This window comes from Streptomyces sp. NPDC000941 (assembly GCF_053599555.1).
The window spans coordinates 50,767-69,629 of record NZ_JBSFMM010000023.1; the positions used below are offsets into that span (position 1 = coordinate 50,767).

General features: G+C 69.4%; 17 protein-coding genes and 1 pseudogene. 11 read left to right on the top strand and 7 right to left on the bottom strand.

Translation table 11 applies throughout. From position 1 onward, the window contains the following. The first annotated feature begins 22 nt into the window (after window positions 1-22). The 5 genes from ACWDSL_RS10700 (at window position 23) to ACWDSL_RS10720 (ending at window position 6,397) form a co-directional block, all read left to right on the top strand. Window positions 23-1,774, top strand: coding sequence for an alkaline phosphatase D family protein (locus tag ACWDSL_RS10700; protein ID WP_450483812.1), 1,752 nt, complete (start codon window positions 23-25; stop codon window positions 1,772-1,774). A gap of 184 nt (window positions 1,775-1,958) precedes the next feature. Then, window positions 1,959-4,019, top strand: a complete 2,061-nt coding sequence (locus ACWDSL_RS10705; RefSeq protein ID WP_450483814.1) for an FAD/NAD(P)-binding protein — start codon at window positions 1,959-1,961, stop codon at window positions 4,017-4,019. 42 nt (window positions 4,020-4,061) lie between these two features. After that, window positions 4,062-4,541 carry a DoxX family protein gene (locus tag ACWDSL_RS10710; RefSeq protein WP_450483816.1) on the top strand — a complete coding sequence of 160 codons (480 nt, stop codon included), beginning with the start codon at window positions 4,062-4,064 and terminating at the stop codon, window positions 4,539-4,541. Between the two features lie 258 nt (window positions 4,542-4,799). Beyond that, window positions 4,800-5,480: a DedA family protein gene (locus ACWDSL_RS10715; protein WP_450483818.1), complete on the top strand. Its 681-nt coding sequence runs from the start codon at window positions 4,800-4,802 to the stop codon at window positions 5,478-5,480. Between the two features lie 233 nt (window positions 5,481-5,713). After that, the gene (locus tag ACWDSL_RS10720) at window positions 5,714-6,397 is read left to right on the top strand and encodes a lytic transglycosylase domain-containing protein (protein ID WP_450483820.1); all 684 of its coding nucleotides are present in this window, start codon (window positions 5,714-5,716) and stop codon (window positions 6,395-6,397) included. On the opposite strand, the gene ACWDSL_RS10725 is transcribed toward ACWDSL_RS10720, so the two are convergent. Further along, complete coding sequence (locus tag ACWDSL_RS10725) at window positions 6,328-7,110, bottom strand: alpha/beta fold hydrolase (protein ID WP_089506453.1); 783 nt, start codon at window positions 7,108-7,110, stop codon at window positions 6,328-6,330. The two genes, ACWDSL_RS10720 and ACWDSL_RS10725, sit on opposite strands and share 70 nt — an antisense overlap. 344 nt (window positions 7,111-7,454) lie before the next feature. Here ACWDSL_RS10725 and ACWDSL_RS10730 point away from each other — a divergent pair, with 344 nt between their 5' ends. Both ACWDSL_RS10730 and ACWDSL_RS10735 read left to right on the top strand, forming a co-directional pair. Then, window positions 7,455-8,282, top strand: coding sequence for a PP2C family protein-serine/threonine phosphatase (locus ACWDSL_RS10730; protein ID WP_450483822.1), 828 nt, complete (start codon window positions 7,455-7,457; stop codon window positions 8,280-8,282). Between the two features lie 161 nt (window positions 8,283-8,443). After that, window positions 8,444-9,451, top strand: a complete 1,008-nt coding sequence (locus tag ACWDSL_RS10735; protein WP_450483824.1) for an MASE1 domain-containing protein — start codon at window positions 8,444-8,446, stop codon at window positions 9,449-9,451. 154 nt (window positions 9,452-9,605) lie between these two features. On the opposite strand, the gene ACWDSL_RS10740 is transcribed toward ACWDSL_RS10735, so the two are convergent. From ACWDSL_RS10740 to ACWDSL_RS10750, 3 genes are all read right to left on the bottom strand, one after another. After that, window positions 9,606-10,835, bottom strand: a complete 1,230-nt coding sequence (locus ACWDSL_RS10740) for a hypothetical protein (protein WP_450483826.1) — start codon at window positions 10,833-10,835, stop codon at window positions 9,606-9,608. Between the two features lie 22 nt (window positions 10,836-10,857). Then, a complete protein-coding gene (locus ACWDSL_RS10745) occupies window positions 10,858-11,355 on the bottom strand; it encodes a hypothetical protein (protein WP_450483828.1) in 498 nt (165 codons plus the stop codon). Window positions 11,356-11,518: 163 nt separating this feature from the next. Beyond that, the gene (locus ACWDSL_RS10750; RefSeq protein ID WP_450483830.1) at window positions 11,519-12,925 is read right to left on the bottom strand and encodes a hypothetical protein; all 1,407 of its coding nucleotides are present in this window, start codon (window positions 12,923-12,925) and stop codon (window positions 11,519-11,521) included. A 323-nt stretch (window positions 12,926-13,248) separates the two neighbouring features. Here ACWDSL_RS10750 and ACWDSL_RS10755 point away from each other — a divergent pair, with 323 nt between their 5' ends. Then, entirely contained in the window at window positions 13,249-13,899 is a 651-nt protein-coding gene (locus ACWDSL_RS10755; protein ID WP_450483832.1) for a histidine phosphatase family protein, read from the top strand. A 113-nt stretch (window positions 13,900-14,012) separates the two neighbouring features. Here ACWDSL_RS10755 and ACWDSL_RS10760 read toward each other — a convergent pair whose 3' ends face one another. Beyond that, window positions 14,013-14,453 (bottom strand): RidA family protein, encoded by a 441-nt coding sequence (locus ACWDSL_RS10760; protein ID WP_450483834.1) that lies wholly within the window; start codon window positions 14,451-14,453, stop codon window positions 14,013-14,015. A gap of 48 nt (window positions 14,454-14,501) precedes the next feature. Further along, window positions 14,502-14,858, bottom strand: a complete 357-nt coding sequence (locus ACWDSL_RS10765) for a darcynin family protein (protein ID WP_450483836.1) — start codon at window positions 14,856-14,858, stop codon at window positions 14,502-14,504. 206 nt (window positions 14,859-15,064) lie between these two features. On the opposite strand from ACWDSL_RS10765, the gene ACWDSL_RS10770 reads away from it, so the two are divergent. After that, on the top strand, window positions 15,065-15,673 hold the full coding sequence (locus ACWDSL_RS10770) for a restriction endonuclease (protein ID WP_450483844.1): 609 nt from the start codon (window positions 15,065-15,067) through the stop codon (window positions 15,671-15,673). A 97-nt stretch (window positions 15,674-15,770) separates the two neighbouring features. Here ACWDSL_RS10770 and ACWDSL_RS10775 read toward each other — a convergent pair. Then, window positions 15,771-16,045: pseudogene (locus ACWDSL_RS10775) on the bottom strand (alpha/beta hydrolase); the annotation flags it as partial. 303 nt (window positions 16,046-16,348) lie between these two features. On the opposite strand from ACWDSL_RS10775, the gene ACWDSL_RS10780 reads away from it, so the two are divergent. Both ACWDSL_RS10780 and ACWDSL_RS10785 read left to right on the top strand, forming a co-directional pair. After that, entirely contained in the window at window positions 16,349-16,795 is a 447-nt protein-coding gene (locus ACWDSL_RS10780; RefSeq protein WP_450483838.1) for an RICIN domain-containing protein, read from the top strand. Window positions 16,796-17,320: 525 nt separating this feature from the next. Then, window positions 17,321-18,556 carry a helix-turn-helix domain-containing protein gene (locus tag ACWDSL_RS10785; protein ID WP_450483840.1) on the top strand — a complete coding sequence of 412 codons (1,236 nt, stop codon included), beginning with the start codon at window positions 17,321-17,323 and terminating at the stop codon, window positions 18,554-18,556. Window positions 18,557-18,863 lie beyond the last annotated feature (307 nt).

Here is an 18,863-nt window from a genome sequence, read left to right on the forward strand (position 1 = left end):
AGCGACGACGGAGGAGGGCCGGATGGCCGGGTTGCGTCTGGGACCGCTGCTGCGCCATGTCGACTGGGAAACCGGCACCAGCGCGACGGTCTGGATCGAGGCCGACCGGCCTTGCGAGGCCGAGGTACGCTGCGCCGGCGGCGCGGGTGGCGCGGCCCGCACCTGGTCGATCGCCGGCCATCACTACGCGCTGATCCCGGTCACCGGACTGCGGCCGGGCGGCGAGACGGCCTACCGCGTGCTGCTGGACGGCGAGCAGGTGTGGCCGCTGCCCGACTCCCGCTTCCCGGATTCCACGATCCGCACCCCCGCCCGGCCCTCCGCCTCCGATGCCGATACAGGCTCCGCCCCCGATGCCTCCGCAGAGCCCGAGCCCGCCGCCGTGCGCGTCGCGTTCGGCTCCTGCCGGTGGGCCGCGCCGCCCGCCGACTCCTCGGCCGATCCGATGGGCCCCGATGCCCTGGACACCCTGGCGCACACCCTCGCCCACACCCCCAGGGCCGAGCGCCCCGACGTGCTCGTCCTGCTGGGCGACCAGGTCTACGCGGACGAGACCTCCGAGGAGACCCGCCGCTGGCTCGCCGCGCGGCGCGATGTGACCCAGCCCCCGTGGCAGCAGGTCGCCGACTACGAGGAGTACACCCGGCTCTACTACGAGTCCTGGCTGGACCCCGAAGTGCGCTGGCTGCTGTCCACCGTCCCCAGCTGCATGATCTTCGACGACCATGACGTCATCGACGACTGGAACACCAGTGAGGCATGGCAGCGGGAGATGCGCGCCACCCCGTGGTGGCAGGAGCGGATCCTCAGCGGTCTGATGTCGTACTGGGTCCATCAGCACCTGGGCAATCTCTCCCCCGCCGAGCTGGCCGCCGACGAGTTGTACGCGGCGGTGCGGGCCGCGCCCGAGGGCGGCGGCACGGGTCTGCTGCGGGAGTTCGCCGCCCGCGCCGACGCCGACCCCACGTACGCCCGCTGGAGCTACCGCCGCGACTTCGGGCGGGTGCGGCTGCTGATGGTCGACACCCGGGCCGCGCGGGTGCTGGAGGAGGGCGCGCGGGCGATGGTCGCCGAGCCCGAGCTGGCGTGGCTGCGCGAGCAGGCGCTGGAGGGCACGGACAGCTACGCCACGAGCGGCCGCGCCGGACCGTACGACCACCTCCTGATCGGCACCTCGCTGCCCTGGCTGCTGCCGCATTTCGTCCATGACGTGGAGGCGTGGAACGCCGCGGTGTGCCGCGGCAAGCGCGGCCCGCGCTGGGCGCGGATCGCGGAAGACCTGCGGCAGCGCGGCGACTTGGAGCACTGGGCCGCCTTCCCCGCGTCCTTCGACGCGCTGACCGAGCTGATCGCGAAGGTCGGCGGCGGGCCCGCGGCGCCGGCGACGATCAGCGTGCTGTCCGGCGATGTGCACCATGCGTATGTCGCCGAGCCCGACTGGTCGCGCTGGCCGCAGCCGCCGGACAGCCAGGTGCGGCAGCTGACGTGTTCGCCCGTGCACAACCGCACTTACGCCTCGATCCGGCTCGGTTTCCGGTTCGGCTGGAGCCGGGCGGGCCGCCGACTCGGCCGCGCCTTCGCCCGGCACGGACGAGTCACCCCGAGCCGGCTCGACTGGCGCAAGACGGGCGGCCCGTGGTTCGGCAACCAGCTGATGACGCTGACGCTGCGCGGGCGTTCCGCGCGGCTGCGGCTCGACCAGGCACAGCCCGATCCGTCGGGCGGCGGGGCGCGGCTGGTCACGGCACTGGAAGCGGACTGGCCCGAGGGCTGACCCGCGCCCCCCCCGCAGTCGATTTACGCCTCCCGCAGTCGAATGGCGGCCGTGCGTCAAAACACCGACCCGGCGTGATCCCTCCCACAACGGAGGCCGGAGTTCCCTGCCTCGGCGCGATTCCCGGGAGCCGAGCGGCATGATGGGCGAACCCTGAGTCACATCTGCCCCGGGAGACACAATCTTGGCCGGAGACCCCCACGCCATAGCCGTCGTCGGTGCCGGTCCCCGCGGCACCAGCGTGCTCGAGCGGCTATGCGCCTCGGCCCCAGAACTCGCGCCCCACGCGCGGCTCACCGTCCACATGGTGGATCCGTCCCCGCCCGGCGCCGGCCGGGTGTGGCGTACGGCCCAGCCGGGCGAGTTGCTGATGAACACCGTGGCCTCACAGGTCACCCTCTTCACCGACGCCAGCGTCGAATGCGAGGGGCCGGTCCGCACCGGGCCGAGCCTGCACGAGTGGGTCGCCGCCCACGGGCTCGACCCCGCCCTCGGCCCGGACGACTACCCCAGCCGCGCGCTCTACGGCCGCTATCTGGAGTGGGTGTTCGGGGAGGTGGTGCGAGGCGCGCCGGACACGGTGACCGTCCAGGTGCACACCGCGCGCGCCGTACGCCTCGAGGAACGCCCGGGCGGCGAGCAGGTGCTGACCCTGGAGGACGGCAGCCGGCTCGACGGGCTGCGGGCGGTCGTACTCGCCCAGGGCCATCTGCCGACGGTGGCGGACGCGGCGGAGGAACGGTTCGCCGCCCATGCCGAGCGCCACGGGTTGCGCTACTACCCGCCCGCCAACCCGGCCGACGTCGACCTGTCGGCCATCGCGCCTGGCGAGCCCGTACTGCTGCGCGGCCTGGGCCTCAACTTCTTCGACCACATGGCGCTGCTGACGGTCGGCCGCGGCGGCAGCTTCGCACCGAGCGACGGCGACGGCGATAGCGAGGGCAACAGCGAGGGCGAGGGCAACAGCGACAGCGAGGGCGGCAAGCTGGTGTATCGCCCCTCGGGGCGTGAGCCACGGCTGTACGCGAGCTCCCGGCGCGGCATTCCGTACCACGCGCGGGGCGACAACGCGAAGGGTGCCCACGGGCGCCACCATCCGCTGCTGCTGACGCCCGAGGTGATCAGCCACTTCCGCAAGCGCGCGGAATCCGGCGATCCGCCGGACTTCCTGACCGAGGTCTGGCCGATGGTCGCCAAGGAGGCCGAGACGGTCTACTACGAAGCGCTGCTGGACCGCTCGGACCACCCGGACCGCTCGGACCACCCGGACCTGCCGGGCCGGCAGGGGCAGTCGGGTGAATCGAGCCAGCAGAGTCGGCCGGGACTCCAGGGATCTACGGGCCCCACGAGCTTCAGGGGGCGTTTTCTGGCCACCGAGCACGGCGGGGCGGAAGAGGCGGCGGTGCTGGACGATTTCGGCATCGCACCGGCCGACCGATGGTGCTGGGATTCGGTGGCCCATCCGCACCGGGGCCGGGACTTCACCGGGCGGGAGGACTTCCGGCGGTGGCTGTTGGGATACGCGCGCGAGGACGTGGCCCACGCCCGGCTCGGGAATGTGTCGGGCCCCGTCAAGGCGGCCCTCGACGTATTTCGTGATCTGCGCAATGAGCTGCGGCAAATCGTCGACCACGGGGGTCTGTCGGGGCTGTCCCGGCGGTCCCATCTCGATCGCTGGTACACCCCGCTCAACGCCTTTTTGTCGATCGGCCCGCCGCGCCGCCGCATCGAGGAGATGGTCGCGCTGATCGAGGCGGGGGTGCTGGACGTTCTCGGTCCGCATCTGGAGGTGACCGAAGTGACCGCCGCTGAGCCGGGTGGAACCCCCGGTTTCGGGGGGCACTCGGCGCGGGTGCCGGGCCCTGTGGTGATCGCGACGACGCTGATCGAGGCGCGGCTGCCGGAGCCCGATCTGCGGCGGACGGCGGACCCGCTGCTGGACCGGCTGCTGCGCACCGGGGGGTGCCGTCCACACCGGGTGGAGGGCTACGAGACGGGGGGTCTGGATGTCACCCCGAGCCCATATCGCCTGGTGGACGCGGAGGGGCGGCCCCATCCCCGGCGCTTTGCGATCGGGGTGCCGACGGAGGGCGTGCACTGGGTGACGGCGGCGGGCGCGCGGCCCGGGGTCAACTCGGTGACCTTGTGCGACACCGATGCGGTGGCCCGTGCGGCGCTGCGCGCGGCGGGCGCAAAGTTGGCGGAACTTGAACTTGCAACAAAAGGTAAGGGGAACCTAACCTGACTGTCCCATTGTTTCCCGTCCCCGGAACAAGGAGCAGTCCCCATGTCCCCGTCCGCCACCCCCCAAGGTCTTGCCGATCGCCTGGACGGCACGAGACCGTATGTCCTCTCGCTCTTCCGCATAGTCGTCGGCCTGCTCTTCTTCTGCCACGGCGCCTCCTCGCTGCTGGGCTGGTTCGGCGGCCTCATGGGCACCGGCAAGACCGTCGACGCCGGCACCTGGCCCGGCTGGTACGCGGCCGTGATCCAGCTCGTCGGCGGCGGCCTGGTGCTGCTCGGCCTGGGCACCCGCAGCGCGGCGTTCATCAGCTCCGGCTCGATGGCGTACGCGTACTTCCACGAGCACCAGCCCGAGAAGCTGTGGCCCATCCAGAACGGCGGCGAGGCGGCCGCGATGTTCTGCTGGGCGTTCCTGCTCATCGTCTTCACCGGCCCCGGCCCCTGGGCCCTCGACCGCTACCTCGGCTCGGCGCGCCAGACCGTCACCGCCCCCGAGACACACCGTCAGCCGACCGCGGTCTGAACCGTCGCCCGAGCAGTCGCCTGAGCAGTCGCCCGAGCATCTGCCTGAACGTCCGCTCCAAGCAGCAGATCACGTTATGCGGGGGTACCTCCCTTTCGTCACCGGGGAGGAAACCCCCGTGTGACGTGATTCGAACAACATCATCACCTCCTTGTCGATATCCTCACCCGTCACAGGCGTACGCTGTATGGCTGTGAAGGCCGCATCCGCCGCTCCCCGGCGGCGACGCGGCCGGGGGGAATCGGATCGGGAGAAACGTTGTTGGAACATCTGGGGTCGCTGACCAACACCCCATGGATTTACGCGGTTGTCGGCATGTCCGTTCTCCTTGACGTGTTCCTCCCCGTCCTGCCAAGCGGTGTCCTCGTCATCACGGCGGCCACCGCCGCCGCCGGAACCACCGTGGACGCGGTGGGCGTCGTACGCGTCCAGGCGGGCGCCGCCGACTTCTCCCAGATGTTCGCCCTCATGCTGTGCGCCGCCACCGCCTCCGTCCTCGGCGACATGGTCGCCTACCGGCTGGCCTGGCGCGGCAGCGACCGCCTCGACCGCGCCATCGCCCGCTCCCGCCGACTGACCTCCGCCCAGGAGAAGTTGGGCACGGCGCTGGTCAAGGGCGGCGGCGCGCTGGTCGTCATAGCCCGCTTCGCGCCCGCCGGACGATCCGTCGTCAGCCTCGGCGCGGGCGCGTCCCACCGCCGGGCCAAGGAGTTCCTGCCCTGGTCGGCGGTTGCCGGACTGGCCTGGGCCGCCTACAGCGTGAGCCTGGGTTACGTGGGCGGCCAGTGGCTCGGCGCCACCTGGCTGGGCACGGCGGTCTCGGTGCTCGCGCTCTTCGCGGCCGGCGCGGGCGCGGCGTACGTGATGAAGCGCCCCCTCGACGAGGAGCAGCCGCTCCCGGCGGCGCAGCCGGCGGTGGGCGGAGCCGGACAGGCGTAGGCAGAGCCGACGTCAACCGACGCGACGCCACTCGACACCACGTCGACACCACACCACTCGATGTCGGACGACCCCGCACGACGCCACTCGATGTCACGAGAAGACCTGGCCCCGCGGCCCCGGCCGGAAGCCCTGATCCCGCGGACCCGCTCACGGAACGCGCGAATTCCGGATCCGGCCCGGAATTCCGGCTACCGTCCCCTCATGCGCATCCCCGTCCCTCCGGCGCCCGCATGGTGACCCGCCGAAGCCGTACCACCGCCACCCTGGTCGGCACCGCCCTGGTGCTCGCCGCCGGGGTCCTCGTCGTACGGCACTTCACCACCCCCTCGGAGCCCGAGCTTCCGACCATCCCCGCGGCCGAGCGCCCGGCGGTCGAGGCGGCCGCCCGCGCCTGCCCCAAGGTGAACGTGCCGCTGCTGGCCGCGCAGATCCACGCGGAGAGCGGCTGGCGGACGGACGCGGACTCCGGGCATGCGCAGGGCATCTCGCAGTTCACCCCGGAGACCTGGGCCGAGTGGGGCCGCGACGGGGACGGCGACGGAAAGGCCGATGTCTGGGAGCCCAAGGACGCCATCCCCTCGCAGGCCCGCTATATGTGCCATCTGTACGGCATGGTGAAATCCCTGCCCGGCAACCCGACCAAGCTGGCGCTGGCCGCGTACAACGCCGGTCCGACCGCGGTCCTCAAGGCCCGCGGGATCCCGAAGATCGCCGAGACCCGTGAGTACGTGGACCGCATCCTGAACACGCTGCTCCCCCAGTACCGCGAGAGCGAGGAGAAGTACGCGGCGGAGCACTCGCACTCGCCGCGCCCTTCTGCTCGCGTCTCACGCCCCTCGGGCGATCACGCGTCCGCCGCCATGAAGTCCTCGACGGCGCGTACGAGTTCGAGCGGCGACTCGTCGGCGGGGTAGTGCCCGGCACCGGGCAGTTCGACGAGTTCGGCGCGCGGATACCAGCGCAGCCAGGTCTGCCGCATCAGCTCCGCCGTCAGGGCCGGATCCTGCGCCCCGACCACCACCCGGACCGGCACCCGGGAGCCCAGGATGTCCTCGTGGAAGTCCTCCAGGGCCCAGGAGTCCAGCCAGGCCCGGAACGCCTTGGCGTCGCTGTGCTCCAGTGAGTGCCGGACCATCATGTCGAGCCAGGCGGCGGGGTGGCGGCCGCCGGTGGTGTAGTCGATGATCGCCCGCCGGCTCTCGGGGCGCTCGGCGGCGGAGGTGAACAGCTCCCACTGCTCCCCCTCCATCGGCATCCCGCTCGCGGGCACGGGGGCGACCCCGACCAGCCGCCCCACCCGGTCGGGGACGGCGGCCACGACGCGCTGTGCGACGGCGCCGCCCATCGAGTGCCCGAGGAGCGAGAACCGCTGCCAGCCGAGGTGATCGGCGAGCGCGAGCAGATCGCGACCCGCCTCGCCGGTGGTGTACTCGCCGCGGATGTCCCGCGCCTCCCCGTAGCCGCGCAGATCGGGGAGTGCGTAGGTGAAGGCCCGACGGTCGATATGCGGCATCATGGCCGCGAAGGCGGCGCGGTCCGAGAACCAGCCGTGTATGGCCACGACCCGGTGCGGCCCTTCACCGACGAGCTCGAACGGTGGAACGAGGGGTGGAACGATCGGTCCCATGGCACCTCCGGTCCCAGTCGAAGACGGGCGCGCGGCGCGCGTGCCCGTTGCCGGACAACGGTGTCGTCAACCGGCGGACTCGGCAAGGCCGCTGCGCATATGCGAGCGAAGCCTGACCGTGATCTGACAGGCAGCGGGGGCGGGACGCGCGGCTCGCCCGCTCACGTACGGCGCCGACCCGCTCACGTACGGCGCCGACCCGCTCACGTCCCGCGCCCGCGACGGCCCCTTCTCCCGTCCCTTCTCGCGTCCCTTCTCCCGCCGCTTTCCCCGTGACCGCGCGTACCATAAGACGCGGGTCAGAGCTCCCCCAGCAGGCGCTGGAGGTACCACTCGGAGCACCGATGAACCGCCGCCGAAGCACCCCGCACGAATCCACCGAACAGGCGCTGCGTTCCCTGGGGCGGCTGACCGCTCAGATCCTCGAGCGGATCAAGCTGCAGCAGGCGCGGGTGGAGCTGGCCGTGGCCCTGCAGCGGCAGATGCTGCCCGCCGAACTGCCCGCGCTCCCCGGTCTGCGGGCCGCGGCCCGCTACACACCCTCGCGGGACGGGCTGGACGTCGGCGGCGACTGGTACGACGCCTTCCCGCTGCCCGGCACCACCTCGGTCGGCTTCGCCATCGGCGACGTCCAGGGCCATGACGTGGAGGCGGCGGCCTTCATGGGCCAGGTCCGCACGGGGCTGCGCGCCGTCTGCACCGCCACCTGCGACCCGGGCGAGGTGCTGCGCGGGGTCAACGAACTGCTCATCTCGATGGGTAGCGATCTGTTCACCACCTGCACCTTCGTCCGCTTCGACCCGGTCGCGGGCGAGCTGGCCTGCTCCCGCGCAGGCCATGTCCCGGCCATACAGGCCTCGGCCGACTCCCCGCCCGAGGTCGTCTGGGACCCCGGGGGCCTGCCGCTGGGGATCCAGGGTGGCGAGACCTATCCGGTGACCCGGCACCCGCTGACGCGGGCGGGAGCCTTCGTACTGATCACGGACGGGGTGGTGGAAGGGCCGTCCTTCCCGATCGACCAGGGGCTGGCGGAGGTGTCGCGGCTGGTCGGCGCGGGCTATGACGCGGACGCGGAGGAGTTGGCCGCGCGGGTGAGCGAGGTCGCCGACCGGACCGGCCACTGCGACGACGCGGCCGTGCTCGTGCTCCGCCACGACGGCGTACGGCCGTAAGCGCTCAGCGCACTCGGCGCGCCCGGCCCCCTCGGCCCCCTCTCGCCCCCCGGCGGCCCCGTAACCGCCGTACATCCGACGGCGCCCCGGTTCCTCCGTGCGGCGGACGCCGCGCCGCGGCTCTGCGTGTCACCCGCACCGAACTGCGACGACGTTGTCTGATGGCCGCTGTGGCAGGCGATGACTGGATCCGGCGATACGGTGCCACGGGCCTGCGGATCGTCGCCGTCACAGCGGCCTACTACGTCGCGGCCCGGATCGGGCTGCTGCAGGAGCTGGTGCGCGGGCAGGTCACCCCGCTCTGGCCGCCCACCGGTATCGCCCTGACCTGTCTGCTCCTGCTCGGCCTGCGCACCTGGCCGGGCATCACGCTGGGCGCCCTCCTGGTCAACGCGCCGATCGGCCCGACGGCCCTCGCGGTCGTCGCGATCGTGGCGGGCAACACCGTGGCCCCGGTGTGCTCGTATCTGCTGCTGCGGCGCATGGGGTTCCATACGGAGCTGAACCGGCTGCGGGACGCCCTGTCGCTGGTCTTCCTCGGCGCGCTGGCCGGCATGCTGATCAGCTCCACGGTGGGCACCGGTGTGCTCGTCCTGGTGGGAGCGCTCCCGACGGACGCGTTCTGGACGACGTGGTCGGTGTGGTGGACGGGGGACGCGATGGGGGTCCTGGTGGTCACACCGCTGCTGCTGGTGCTGAGCAGGGCCCGGCCGCCGCGCGGCGTGCACCCCTACCGGTGGGCCGAGGCGGGGCTGCTGCTCGTGGCCACCACGGCCGTCGCACTGGTCACCACGCGCTCCGTCGGCAGCCTGCTCTTCCTGGTCTTCCCCTTTCTGATCTGGGCGGCGCTGCGCTTCCAGCTGGCGGGGGCCGCGCCGTGCTCGCTCATCGTGTCGGTGTGCGCGATCCAGGCGACGGCGGCGGGGGTCGGCCCGTTCGCGGGACATACGCTGCTGGCGCGGATGGTCACCTTGCAGGCGTTCAACGGCTCCACCGCGCTGACCGCACTGCTGCTGTCGGCGATCATCGCCGAGCGGAACCGTACCCGCCAGCAGATCGAGCTGATCTGCACCCAGCTCGCCGAGGTGGTGGTCCGGCTGGCGCCGGGTGACGTGCTACGGGATTGGCCGCCGCCGCGACGGGGTGAGCAGCCGCCGGACCCCCCGTAGCCGTCAGCCCGCCGGCTACCGCGGCTGAGTCAGGTCGCGCCAATGAGTCGAGCTTCTGCCGTGCATGTTGAATTCCTGGGCGAGGCCGGTCTGGTGGAGCCCTTGCATCTGCGCGCCCGAGACGGTGACGCCCGCGATTTCGAAGGACGTATTGTCATCCCAGTTGTATCGGTCCCAGACGTTCACCTGGTAGTCGAGGGACACCTTGGGCTTCCCGCCGTGCGGAGCCTGGCTCCACACTCACGACTCCCGAATGGTTCACCATTGCGTGGCCGACGGCGAAATTCCAGTCACGGTCGCCCTGCTCGTACCCCTCGGCCTTCGTCTCCACCGGAATGGCCACCGGCCGGCCGTCCGAATTCTCGAACGCCTTCAGGGCCTTTTCCCGCCACTCGTCCTCATGCTTGGAAAGGTTCTCCGTGGCGGCCTTCCGGAATCCCTCGTCCTCGTCCCACATGCGGTCGATATCCAGATCCAGCGGCTTTCCGGACCCTCCGAGGTAGTGGGCCAACGCGCGGGCCCCCTGGTCGTAGCCCGCCAGACCGCCGCCCTTCGCCATGGCCTTCGCCTCGAGCTGGAACAGATAGTCCTTGTAGCCAGGATCGCGCGAGTGGAACTTCCCGGATCCCACATCCGCCGGCTTCCACTTGTACTGCGGGTCCGAGATCCCGGCCGCCATCAGCGCCATCCTGTCGGCCTCCCAGACCCGGCCGCGCAGTTCGGGGCTGAGGCCGTCCCAGATCCTGCGCAGTTCGGCGCGCTGGCTGGGGTTCGCCCTTTGGCCCAGCGAGGCAAGGTCGATGGCCCGGTCGACCTTGGCGTCGTTCAGGGAGTGGTACCCGGCGTGGCCCGCGTTGTACGGGTCGCCGCCGTGGCTCTTGGCCAGCGCGCCCTTGACGATGCCGTCGACCTCGACGGCCCGGGCGAGCTGCCGGTTGACGCGGTTGGCGTACGCCTCCTGAGTGTCCAACTGCTCTTGCGTCCGTACCCCGTCGTCCCCCGGCGTATGGGGGTAGAGGAAGCGCACGGTGCCGTCGAAATTATCGGAGAGCCGGAGCCCGTCGTCCTGCGCCTGCGCGACGATCGACCTGACGGCGGACTGAATCTCGGTCAGCTGTGAGTGCGCGTCGTCGAGGACGCTCCAGATGCTGCTGGCTTCCTTGTGCAGATCCGCGAACTCCTTCGCGGTCTTGCCGACGAATTCACGTGTGACATCCGCATTGAGCCCGGCCCACCGCGCCCCGTCCGACTTCTTCCGCAGACCCGAACGCGCATCGCTCATCAGCCTTTTCAAACCGTCGACAGCGGACTTCCAGTCCGTGACCGCGGTGCCGAGCTTCCCCAGATCAATGCCGATGAGATCCGCGTAGGTGATAGCCCCCATCGTCTTTCCCCCGTCGTTTCCGCTACTTCACCATCTTGGATATCTCGGAAACGCTCACGGCCGACCCGTCCCGGTTGCGCAGGGAGGCCGCGATCTGCGCGTCGTCGTTCCTGTGCGCCTTCTTCGAGTAGTCCAGGTGGTTGGAGATATGGGCGCACATCTGCAGCACGGTCTTCACCTGGGAACTCCAGACGGACACCGTGGTGCTCAGCGCGTCGCCCATGGTGAAGTGATGGTCGCTCAGCGCCTTGGCCGCCTGCATGGACGACCCCACACCGTCCTTGTTGGCCCCCGCCCCGGCGATGTCGGCCACCTTCTGCAACTCCCCGTGCAGGACGAAGGCCTCGTGTCCGACCGCGCCCAAGTCGTCCTGGTGCACGACCAGATCGGAGCCCCCGCCGCCACTCGTGGCCGACGCGCCTCCGCCGCCCTCCGCGGGAAGCTGGTTGAGCCGGGTATGGGCGCTCTGCCGGCCGGCCGCGTCCGCCTTGAGCTGAGACCACTCGCTGTCGAATGACATTCCCCGTTACCTCCTGTAGAGGACATCCGCGCATCCGGTGCCGCGGCCGTTCCTCCCCTGGCCACGCCGCACCACAGCGCAGATCAAAACGCATGGTAGCTGAATCGGATGACACCACTCCGGCTACGACCGGAGGCGGAAGCTGCGGGGCCCGGTCCGGGTCCTAGACCTGCGGCCCCGGGCTGTCGTAATCGCCGTCCGGCCCTGGCTGTTGGTAGTCGTAGTGCGTCACCGAACTGCTGCCGCGCATGTCGAAGTCCTGGGCCAGCCCCACTGTCTGCAGGTGGGCCATGTCCGGGTCGGTGACGTCCCCCGGCCAGTTGTCCTTGCTCTCGTTCCAGCTGTATCGATCCCAGACGTTCACCTGGTAGTCGAGGTAGTACTGGGGCTTCCCGTATTCGTCGAGCTTCGCCGTCATCGCACCGGAGACATTGAACGTTCCGCTGCCGACAGCCTCACGCCAGCCGGGGTCGGCGGGCAAGTAGTCCTGATCTTTCGTTTCCACCGGAATGGTCACGGTCTGTGCCCCTGACTTCTCCAGCTCCTTACGCGCCTGTTCCGCCCACTTTTCCTGATGGTCGACGATGGCCCACTCGACATCTTCGTACACGGGTTTGTCGTCGCGCAGCATGCTGTCGACGTCCAGATCAAGGGGGGTTCCCGTGTTCGAGAGGTAGTGCTCCAGATTCCGGCCCGCGTGGCTCAGGCCGTTGATTTTGTCCAACTCCACTTTGCTTTTCGCCTTGAACAAGTCCCAGCGGTCACCGGCTCCCGGGTCTCTCACCGCCCACCCCAGGTTTCCCTTGTCCCCGGGCGTCCACTTGTACTTCGGGGAGATGACCCCGGCATCCATCAGCTTTACCCTGTCCGCATCCCACAGTTGGCCGCGCAGTTCCGGGCTGAGCGCGTCCCAGAGCTTCCGCAGCTCGGCGCGCTGCTTGGGGTTCACGTCCTTACCGAGCGAGGCGAGCGCCGTCGCCCGGTCGAGCGCGACATCGTCGAGCGAGTCGTACCGGGTGTGCCCTGCGTCGTAGGGGTCGCCGCCGTGCATCTTGGCCAGCGCGCCCTTGACCAGGCCGTCGATCTGGATGGCCCTGGCCAGCTGCGCGTTGACGTGGCGGTTGTATTCGTCCTGGACTGCACGGTCCTGCTTGGAGTACGTCCCCTCCGCCGCAAACGGGTAGACGAACTTGACGGTGCCGTCCCAGTTGTCGGTGACCCGGAGCTTGACTTCCTTCGCCTGCTCGACGGTCGACTTGATATTGGACTGGATCTCGGTGAGCTGGGAATGCGCGTCATCGAGGACGCTCCAGATGGCGTTGGCTTCCTTGTGCAGATCCCCGAGCTCTTTCGCGGTCTTCTTGACAAATTCACGCGTGACGTCCGCGTTGAGCCCGGCCCACCGAGCCCCCTCCGACTTCTTCAACAAGCCGGAATTCGCGTCCTCCATCAGCTTTTTCAAACCGTCAACGGTCGACTTCCAGTCCGCGACCGCGCCGCCGAGTTTACCCAGGTCGAGTTCGACCATGTCGTGGTAGTTGAGACCGTCCAGATAGCTTGGACCGCTCATGGCCTTTCCCCCGTCACTCCATCAGCTTGGCGATCGCAGACTAGCCGAACCGGATGATCTTGTTCCGAACCCTGGAACGAGGGAAGAACGGACATTACCGAGCCAATCCGCCGCGACGACAGGCATATGCGCAGGTGAATGCGCGGCGCCGGATACTCGCTGAACTTCTCCTGAACTCACCCGGGGCAAACTTCACCAAGAGTTCAGCGGCTCGACCGTCGCCCACGCGGCGAGACGGGCCTGTGGAACATGCAACCTCGCCCGCGCCCCGGACGTCCCCAAGGGTGCCCCGAAGCAACTCCACAAAGGACACCCGTACGCCAATGACCACAACGGTCGCCCGCTACCTCTATCTGGCCCGCCACGGCGAGGCCTCACCCGACGAGACCGAGCTGACGGCGAACGGCCGCCGCCAGGCCGTACTGCTCGGCGAGCGGCTGCGCGGCCACCCCATATCCGCCATCCACCACAGCCCGCTCCCCCGCGCCGCCCAGACCGCACACCTGATCGCCGAGCAGTTCACCGAGCGCCCCGAAGCCTCTGAACTCCCCGAAGTCCCCCTCCACCCGTCCGAACCGGCCGGGGACTACCTCCCGTACGTCCCCGACCGAAGCGAACTCCCCGCGGACACCGCCGACGCCCTCCTCGGCTTCCTCGCCCAATTCCCCCCGGAAGCACACGACCACGACCCGGCTCTCGCCCGCGAGGCCCAGGCTCTCTTCACCGGCCCGGTGCCCGGCGACGAGCCCCGCCACGAACTGGTCGTCACCCACAACTTCCTCATCGGCTGGCTCGTCCGCGCCGCCCTCGACGCCCCCGACTGGCGCTGGCTCGGCCTCAACCAAGCCAACGCGGCCCTGACAGTCATCCGCTACGCCCCCGGCCGACTCTCCTCCGTGCTCTTCTACAACGACATGTCCCACCTGCCCGCCGACCTGTGCTGGACCGGTTTCCCGCCCGAACTGCGGTTGTGAAGTGACCAATGGTCAGCCCGTGGTGGGACTGGAGACCGTGATGAGGACCGGCTCGGTCGCTCCGGGCGGAACGTGCCCATGCGGCACAGCGCGTCGCCGAGGACCGTCGCCGCTCAGACTTCCGCCACCGCGTCGATCTCGACGAGCACACCCTCGCGCACGAGCTGCGCCACCACGGTGGTCCTGGCGGGCAGCGGCGAAGAGTCCGCGAAGAACTCCCGGTACACGCGGTTGAACTCCGGAAAGTTCTTCCTGTCGCTCAGATAGCAGGTGCACTTGACGATGCGGTCCTTACCGCTCCCCGCCGCCTCGAACACGGCAACGAGGTTGCTCAGCACCTGGGTTGCCTGCGCGGCGAAATCGGCCGGCATCTCGTTCGTGGCAGGGTCCAGTGGTCCCTGACCGGAGGTGAAGACCAGGCCACCGGACACGATGGCCTGGGACAGGGGCGGCTCGGTGCCGTCGGAGAAGCGCACGAACGGCGCCTTGTCGGTGTGAACGCCTTTGATCATGCGGGCATTCTGCATCGCGAGCCATGGCGTGTCATCGCGCAATTCGACCGCCCCGGCGCTGATGTCAGGCCTTGATGTCAGGCGTGGATGTCAGGCGCGCTGCCCGGTACGACGCTCGTAGTCGGCGAAGCCGTCCTCGATCGTCGGCAGCACCAACTCCACGCGGAAGTAGGGCACGCTCCACAGCGGGCTGTCGCGAAGGCCTTCAAACAGGTCGGACCACGCGGTCAGATCGTCGGTCGTCGCCACCAGCACATCGGACGGAGCAGCCGCCCATGCCTCGGCGTCGAACCAGCGGACCTGAACGGCGGAGTGCTTCTCCAGCAGCGGCTCCACATGATCAGCGATGATCCGCTGACGCTCGGGCCGCCCCAGGGCAAGCCATGCAGGCAGGGCCGTCAGGTGGACGAATATGGTGAACCGTGGCTGTGGCTGCGCGTCGCTCATGCGCATCATTATTGTGGATCAGTAGCTGATCGCCCGGATGCCCCTTCGGCAAACACCCAGGCGGTCTTGCCGCGGTAAGCCACCGCTCCGCACACTGCCGGGTACGTGCGGGAGGGGGCGAGATGGCGGCGCGACGACGGCGCACATGGTCATCACGGCGGTTGAAGACACGAATACGCCGCTGGGCGTGGGGCGTCGGCGCCGTGATGCTGCTTGTGTTGGCTCTGACGTGGAAGACGGTGTGGCCTTACGCCGCTGGGGTGGTTCTCGCGACGCTGCTCGGCGGGGTCGGTTGGTGGCTGCTGAGGGCCCACCGAAGCGCCGTATCCGGCGACCGCGCCTGGCAGGCCGCGGAGGAACGCAAGGCGCGCGAAGTGGTCATGTCCGATGTCGATGCGATGACCTGGCAGCGGTTCGAGCTGTACGTGGCGCAGTTGTGCCGCCGCGACGGCTGCACCCAGGTCGTGGTCTCCGGCAAGACCGGCGACCTGGGCGCCGATGTCATCGGGCTGATGCCGGACGGGCGCCGGCTGGTCATCCAGTGCAAGCACTACGCACCCCACCGCACCGTGGGCAGCGGTGAGATGCAGAAGTTCCTCGGCACGGCGCGGGCCGAACACGGCGCCGACATCGCCGTATACGTCGCCACCTGCAACTTCACCGCGGCGGCCGAGAAACTGTCGGTGAAACACGAGATCTTCGCCATGCACCGGGACCTGCTCGGGGCGTGGGTCCGCGGCTCCACCCTGGAGTCACTGCTCCCCCTCAACGGGACAGGGGGCGGACCGCCACGCGGACGCCGCCCGGCCCGCTAGCCGGCGGCTGCGGCCGGACACCGTATCGATCGCGACACCTGGGATACCGCGCTATCGGCGCCCGGCCGGACGCCGATACCCGTCAGGTCAGCTCAGGTCAGACCGGCGGCGTGACTGCCTGGCCGAGATGCCGGGCGAAGAACCGGACCACGCTGTCGACCTCGAGCCTGGGCAGCTCCTCATACCTGCCCGCATTGGCGTGCAACGTCTTCTCCTTCGAGGCGAGGCTTCGAACAACGCGAGGCCGGATTGGCGCGGGATGTGCTCGTCGTCCCACTGGAGCACGTACTCGATCGGGATGGTGATCCGCGTCGCCGTCTCGGCCAGGCAATCGGGCCAGTGAAGACCGAAGACCGCGGCAACGATCCTGGGGCAGCCCGAGGAGAGTGCACCGTGCGGATGTGCTCTCCACTGAGGTCGGCGTCCATTCCGACTGGTCGGCGACGGCCTCTACCATCGACTCTGATCGCACCTTTGGCTACTGCCAGGGGCTGCTTAGTCGGCGAGTTGAGTCACTCCGTCGTGGCATTGTCGAGGGAATCCCGAGTGCAGTGCAGTACGTTGCGTGTCCAGCTGAACACATAGTGTGATCAGCTCAGGGGAGAGGGATCCTTCATGCGCATTCGATCCGCCTGCGCCGTGGTCGCCGTAGCGCTAAGTGCGACCGTGCTCGGGGTGAGCACCGCCGACGCGACTGGGCCGCTGTCCGGCACCAAGATCCGCAACTGGCAGACCGGCTTCGTCCTCGGCGTCGCCGGCAACCCAACCGTCGGCGGCACCTCGATCCAGTACCAGACCGACACCAACGAACTGGCTCAGAAGTGGGCTATCGACCCGGTCACCAGCGGGACCTTCCTGCTGCGCAATCTCAACAGTGACATGTGTGTCACCGCTGTGGGCGGAGGCGGCTCCGAACCCCTCCAGCAGCGTCCGTGCGACCCCCGCTGGGACGAGCAGATCTTCAGCATGGAAGCTTCCAGCAAGCCCAACCGGTACCAGCTCAGGAACCAGGCCTATGGCCTGTGCGTGAACCCCGACGTCGCTGGCGTCAACGCCAACGCCCGAGTTATCGGCTGTAGCACCGCCAATAACTACAACACCCACTCGTTCGAGGTCCGCTGACCTTCAGGGTGGGGCAACACAGCAAGCCAGCAACAACTGTTCAGGGCCCGACCCGAAGAAGAGGTGTCCGAAGCCACCTCCTATGGCTTCGGACGCCCCTTTCGACTGTAGCGACAGGGGTCAGCGGTTGAATCATAAGTCGGGCTTTCGAAGACTCGCGCGCACGCCGGTCCAGTGATTCGCAGGTGGTGGCCGCTACGGTGCCGATCCCCCTACGAAGGAGCAGCATGAGGCTGAAGGCACTACTCGTCGTCGGCGCGGCAGTGGCGGCCCTCGTCGGCTCGGGCCCGCCGGCGTCAGCGGCTGTCCCGACGCACCGCTGACCTATACCCCCGCTCCCTGATCTGGCGGCCGGCCCGCTGACATCTCAGACTGTGCCCCTCGTTTGGCCTTCGGGCCGGGCGAGGGGGCTTTCGTCATGCCCAGCCAGCACGACGGCCCCCACGGTGATGTGGAGGCCGATCGCTGCAATCCCGGCTGGCCCGGGAGTACCGTCTGAGTGTCGAGTTCAGAACGGAGTTCAGTATGCCCGACAGCACCGACACTCCACACGCCCCCAGCACGTTCGGACAACGCGTGAAGAAGCGCCGTGAACGCAACGGACAGACACGCCCCGTCGTCGGCGGCCTCATCGGGCGCACTGCGGAATGGGTCAAGGCCATCGAGACCGGGCGCCTCGGCGTCCCACGCCTCCCTCTGCTGCTCCGCCTCGCCGATGTCCTCGGTGTGGAAGACCTCGCAGAGCTGACCGGCGACGAGCGCCTGACTACCTCCAGCTACGCCAGGGCTGCGCACAACGCCCTACCCGCCGTCAAGGCAGCGCTCACGAACTACCACTTCAGCGACCACGATGAGGAACCTGAGTCAGTCGACGTCCTCCTGTCGAGCGTGCGGCAGGCGTGGCAGTTGTGGCACGGCATCGGCGAGCACAGGACGCGCATCGCCGTCGTGCTGCCGGGCCTCCTCGCCGATCTCCAGCACGCCGCACGCGTCTACCAAGGCACGGACCGGCGCCGCGTGCTCGCCGCCCTCGCCGAGACGTACCACCTCGTCCAGCTCTACCTGTCCTTCCAGCCCGTGCCCGAGCTGGTGATGCTCACCGGCGACCGGGCAATGTCCGCAGCGCAGGACGCGGACAGCCCGAAGGCCATCGCGTGCGCCGCCTGGTACATGAATCATGTCTTTAGGGATGCGGGCGAGAGGCATGATGCACGCGTCGATCTGGCGATGAAGGCATCTGATCTCCTCCGCCCTGACGACGACCGGGAAGATCTGGCGCGCTGGGGGCTTCTTCAACTGGCGGCCGCGTTGTCCTACGCAAAGGTCGGCCGCCGTGGCGACGCCGAACGATTCTGGGGCCGCGCCAACGGGGCGGCCAAGAAGCTCGGCAAGACCTACGCCCACCCGTACCTGATCTTCGGTCAAGGCATGGTCGACGCCTACGCGATCACCATGGAAGCAGACCTCGCGAGCGGGCGCAGGGCAGTCGAGGCGGCCGGGCGAGTGGACGTATCGCCGATGGAGTCGGCTACGCGCCGCAGTTTCCACCTGATCGAGTCGGCGCGGGCGTACAGCCTGGAGCGTGAGCCGGTCGCGGTGGTGCATCTGCTGGGTAAGGCGTGCGAGGAGTCCGCTGAGACCGCGCGCTTCAACCTCTTCACCCGATCGACCATCGCGGATCTGGCCGAGTCCGGCCCGGCTACGGTCCGGCGTGATGCCGAGCGCCTGCGTGGGGAGTTGGGGCTGCCTGTGGCCGCGTGAGGGGTACGAACCGTACCCCTCGATGAGGGGGTACAGGGTGTACCTCTGTGCCCCGCGCCACACCCCTACGGTCAGTCATCACCTGATCACCGATGACGCCGGAGGCTCCCTTGGAGACGACGAACGATAGCCGCCCCGTCCTGCCGTGGACGCCGCCGAGCGGCCACAGCCCGCAGCTGCAGCCCGCGGGCAAATCGTGGGACGCCGTCCGCGAGCGCCGTGAGGCGCTGATTATCCGAGTGGAGGTGGGAGACCTTCGCCGCTGCGCTGTCGCAGCAGCGTGGTGAAGCTGAGGGCAGCCTGATCC

Bases quoted from the DNA above. Each gene is read 5' to 3' on its own strand.
- ACWDSL_RS10700 (WP_450483812.1), top strand. From the start codon at position 23: ATGGCCGGGTTGCGTCTGGGACCGCTGCTGCGCCATGTCGACTGGGAA.
- ACWDSL_RS10710 (WP_450483816.1), top strand. From the start codon at position 4,062: ATGTCCCCGTCCGCCACCCCCCAAGGTCTTGCCGATCGCCTGGACGGC.
- ACWDSL_RS10720 (WP_450483820.1), top strand. From the start codon at position 5,714: ATGGTGACCCGCCGAAGCCGTACCACCGCCACCCTGGTCGGCACCGCC.
- ACWDSL_RS10725 (WP_089506453.1), bottom strand. From the start codon at position 7,110: ATGGGACCGATCGTTCCACCCCTCGTTCCACCGTTCGAGCTCGTCGGT.
- ACWDSL_RS10730 (WP_450483822.1), top strand. From the start codon at position 7,455: ATGAACCGCCGCCGAAGCACCCCGCACGAATCCACCGAACAGGCGCTG.
- ACWDSL_RS10735 (WP_450483824.1), top strand. From the start codon at position 8,444: ATGGCCGCTGTGGCAGGCGATGACTGGATCCGGCGATACGGTGCCACG.
- ACWDSL_RS10740 (WP_450483826.1), bottom strand. From the start codon at position 10,835: ATGGGGGCTATCACCTACGCGGATCTCATCGGCATTGATCTGGGGAAG.
- ACWDSL_RS10745 (WP_450483828.1), bottom strand. From the start codon at position 11,355: ATGTCATTCGACAGCGAGTGGTCTCAGCTCAAGGCGGACGCGGCCGGC.
- ACWDSL_RS10750 (WP_450483830.1), bottom strand. From the start codon at position 12,925: ATGAGCGGTCCAAGCTATCTGGACGGTCTCAACTACCACGACATGGTC.
- ACWDSL_RS10755 (WP_450483832.1), top strand. From the start codon at position 13,249: ATGACCACAACGGTCGCCCGCTACCTCTATCTGGCCCGCCACGGCGAG.
- ACWDSL_RS10765 (WP_450483836.1), bottom strand. From the start codon at position 14,858: ATGAGCGACGCGCAGCCACAGCCACGGTTCACCATATTCGTCCACCTG.
- ACWDSL_RS10770 (WP_450483844.1), top strand. From the start codon at position 15,065: ATGCTGCTTGTGTTGGCTCTGACGTGGAAGACGGTGTGGCCTTACGCC.
- ACWDSL_RS10785 (WP_450483840.1), top strand. From the start codon at position 17,321: ATGCCCGACAGCACCGACACTCCACACGCCCCCAGCACGTTCGGACAA.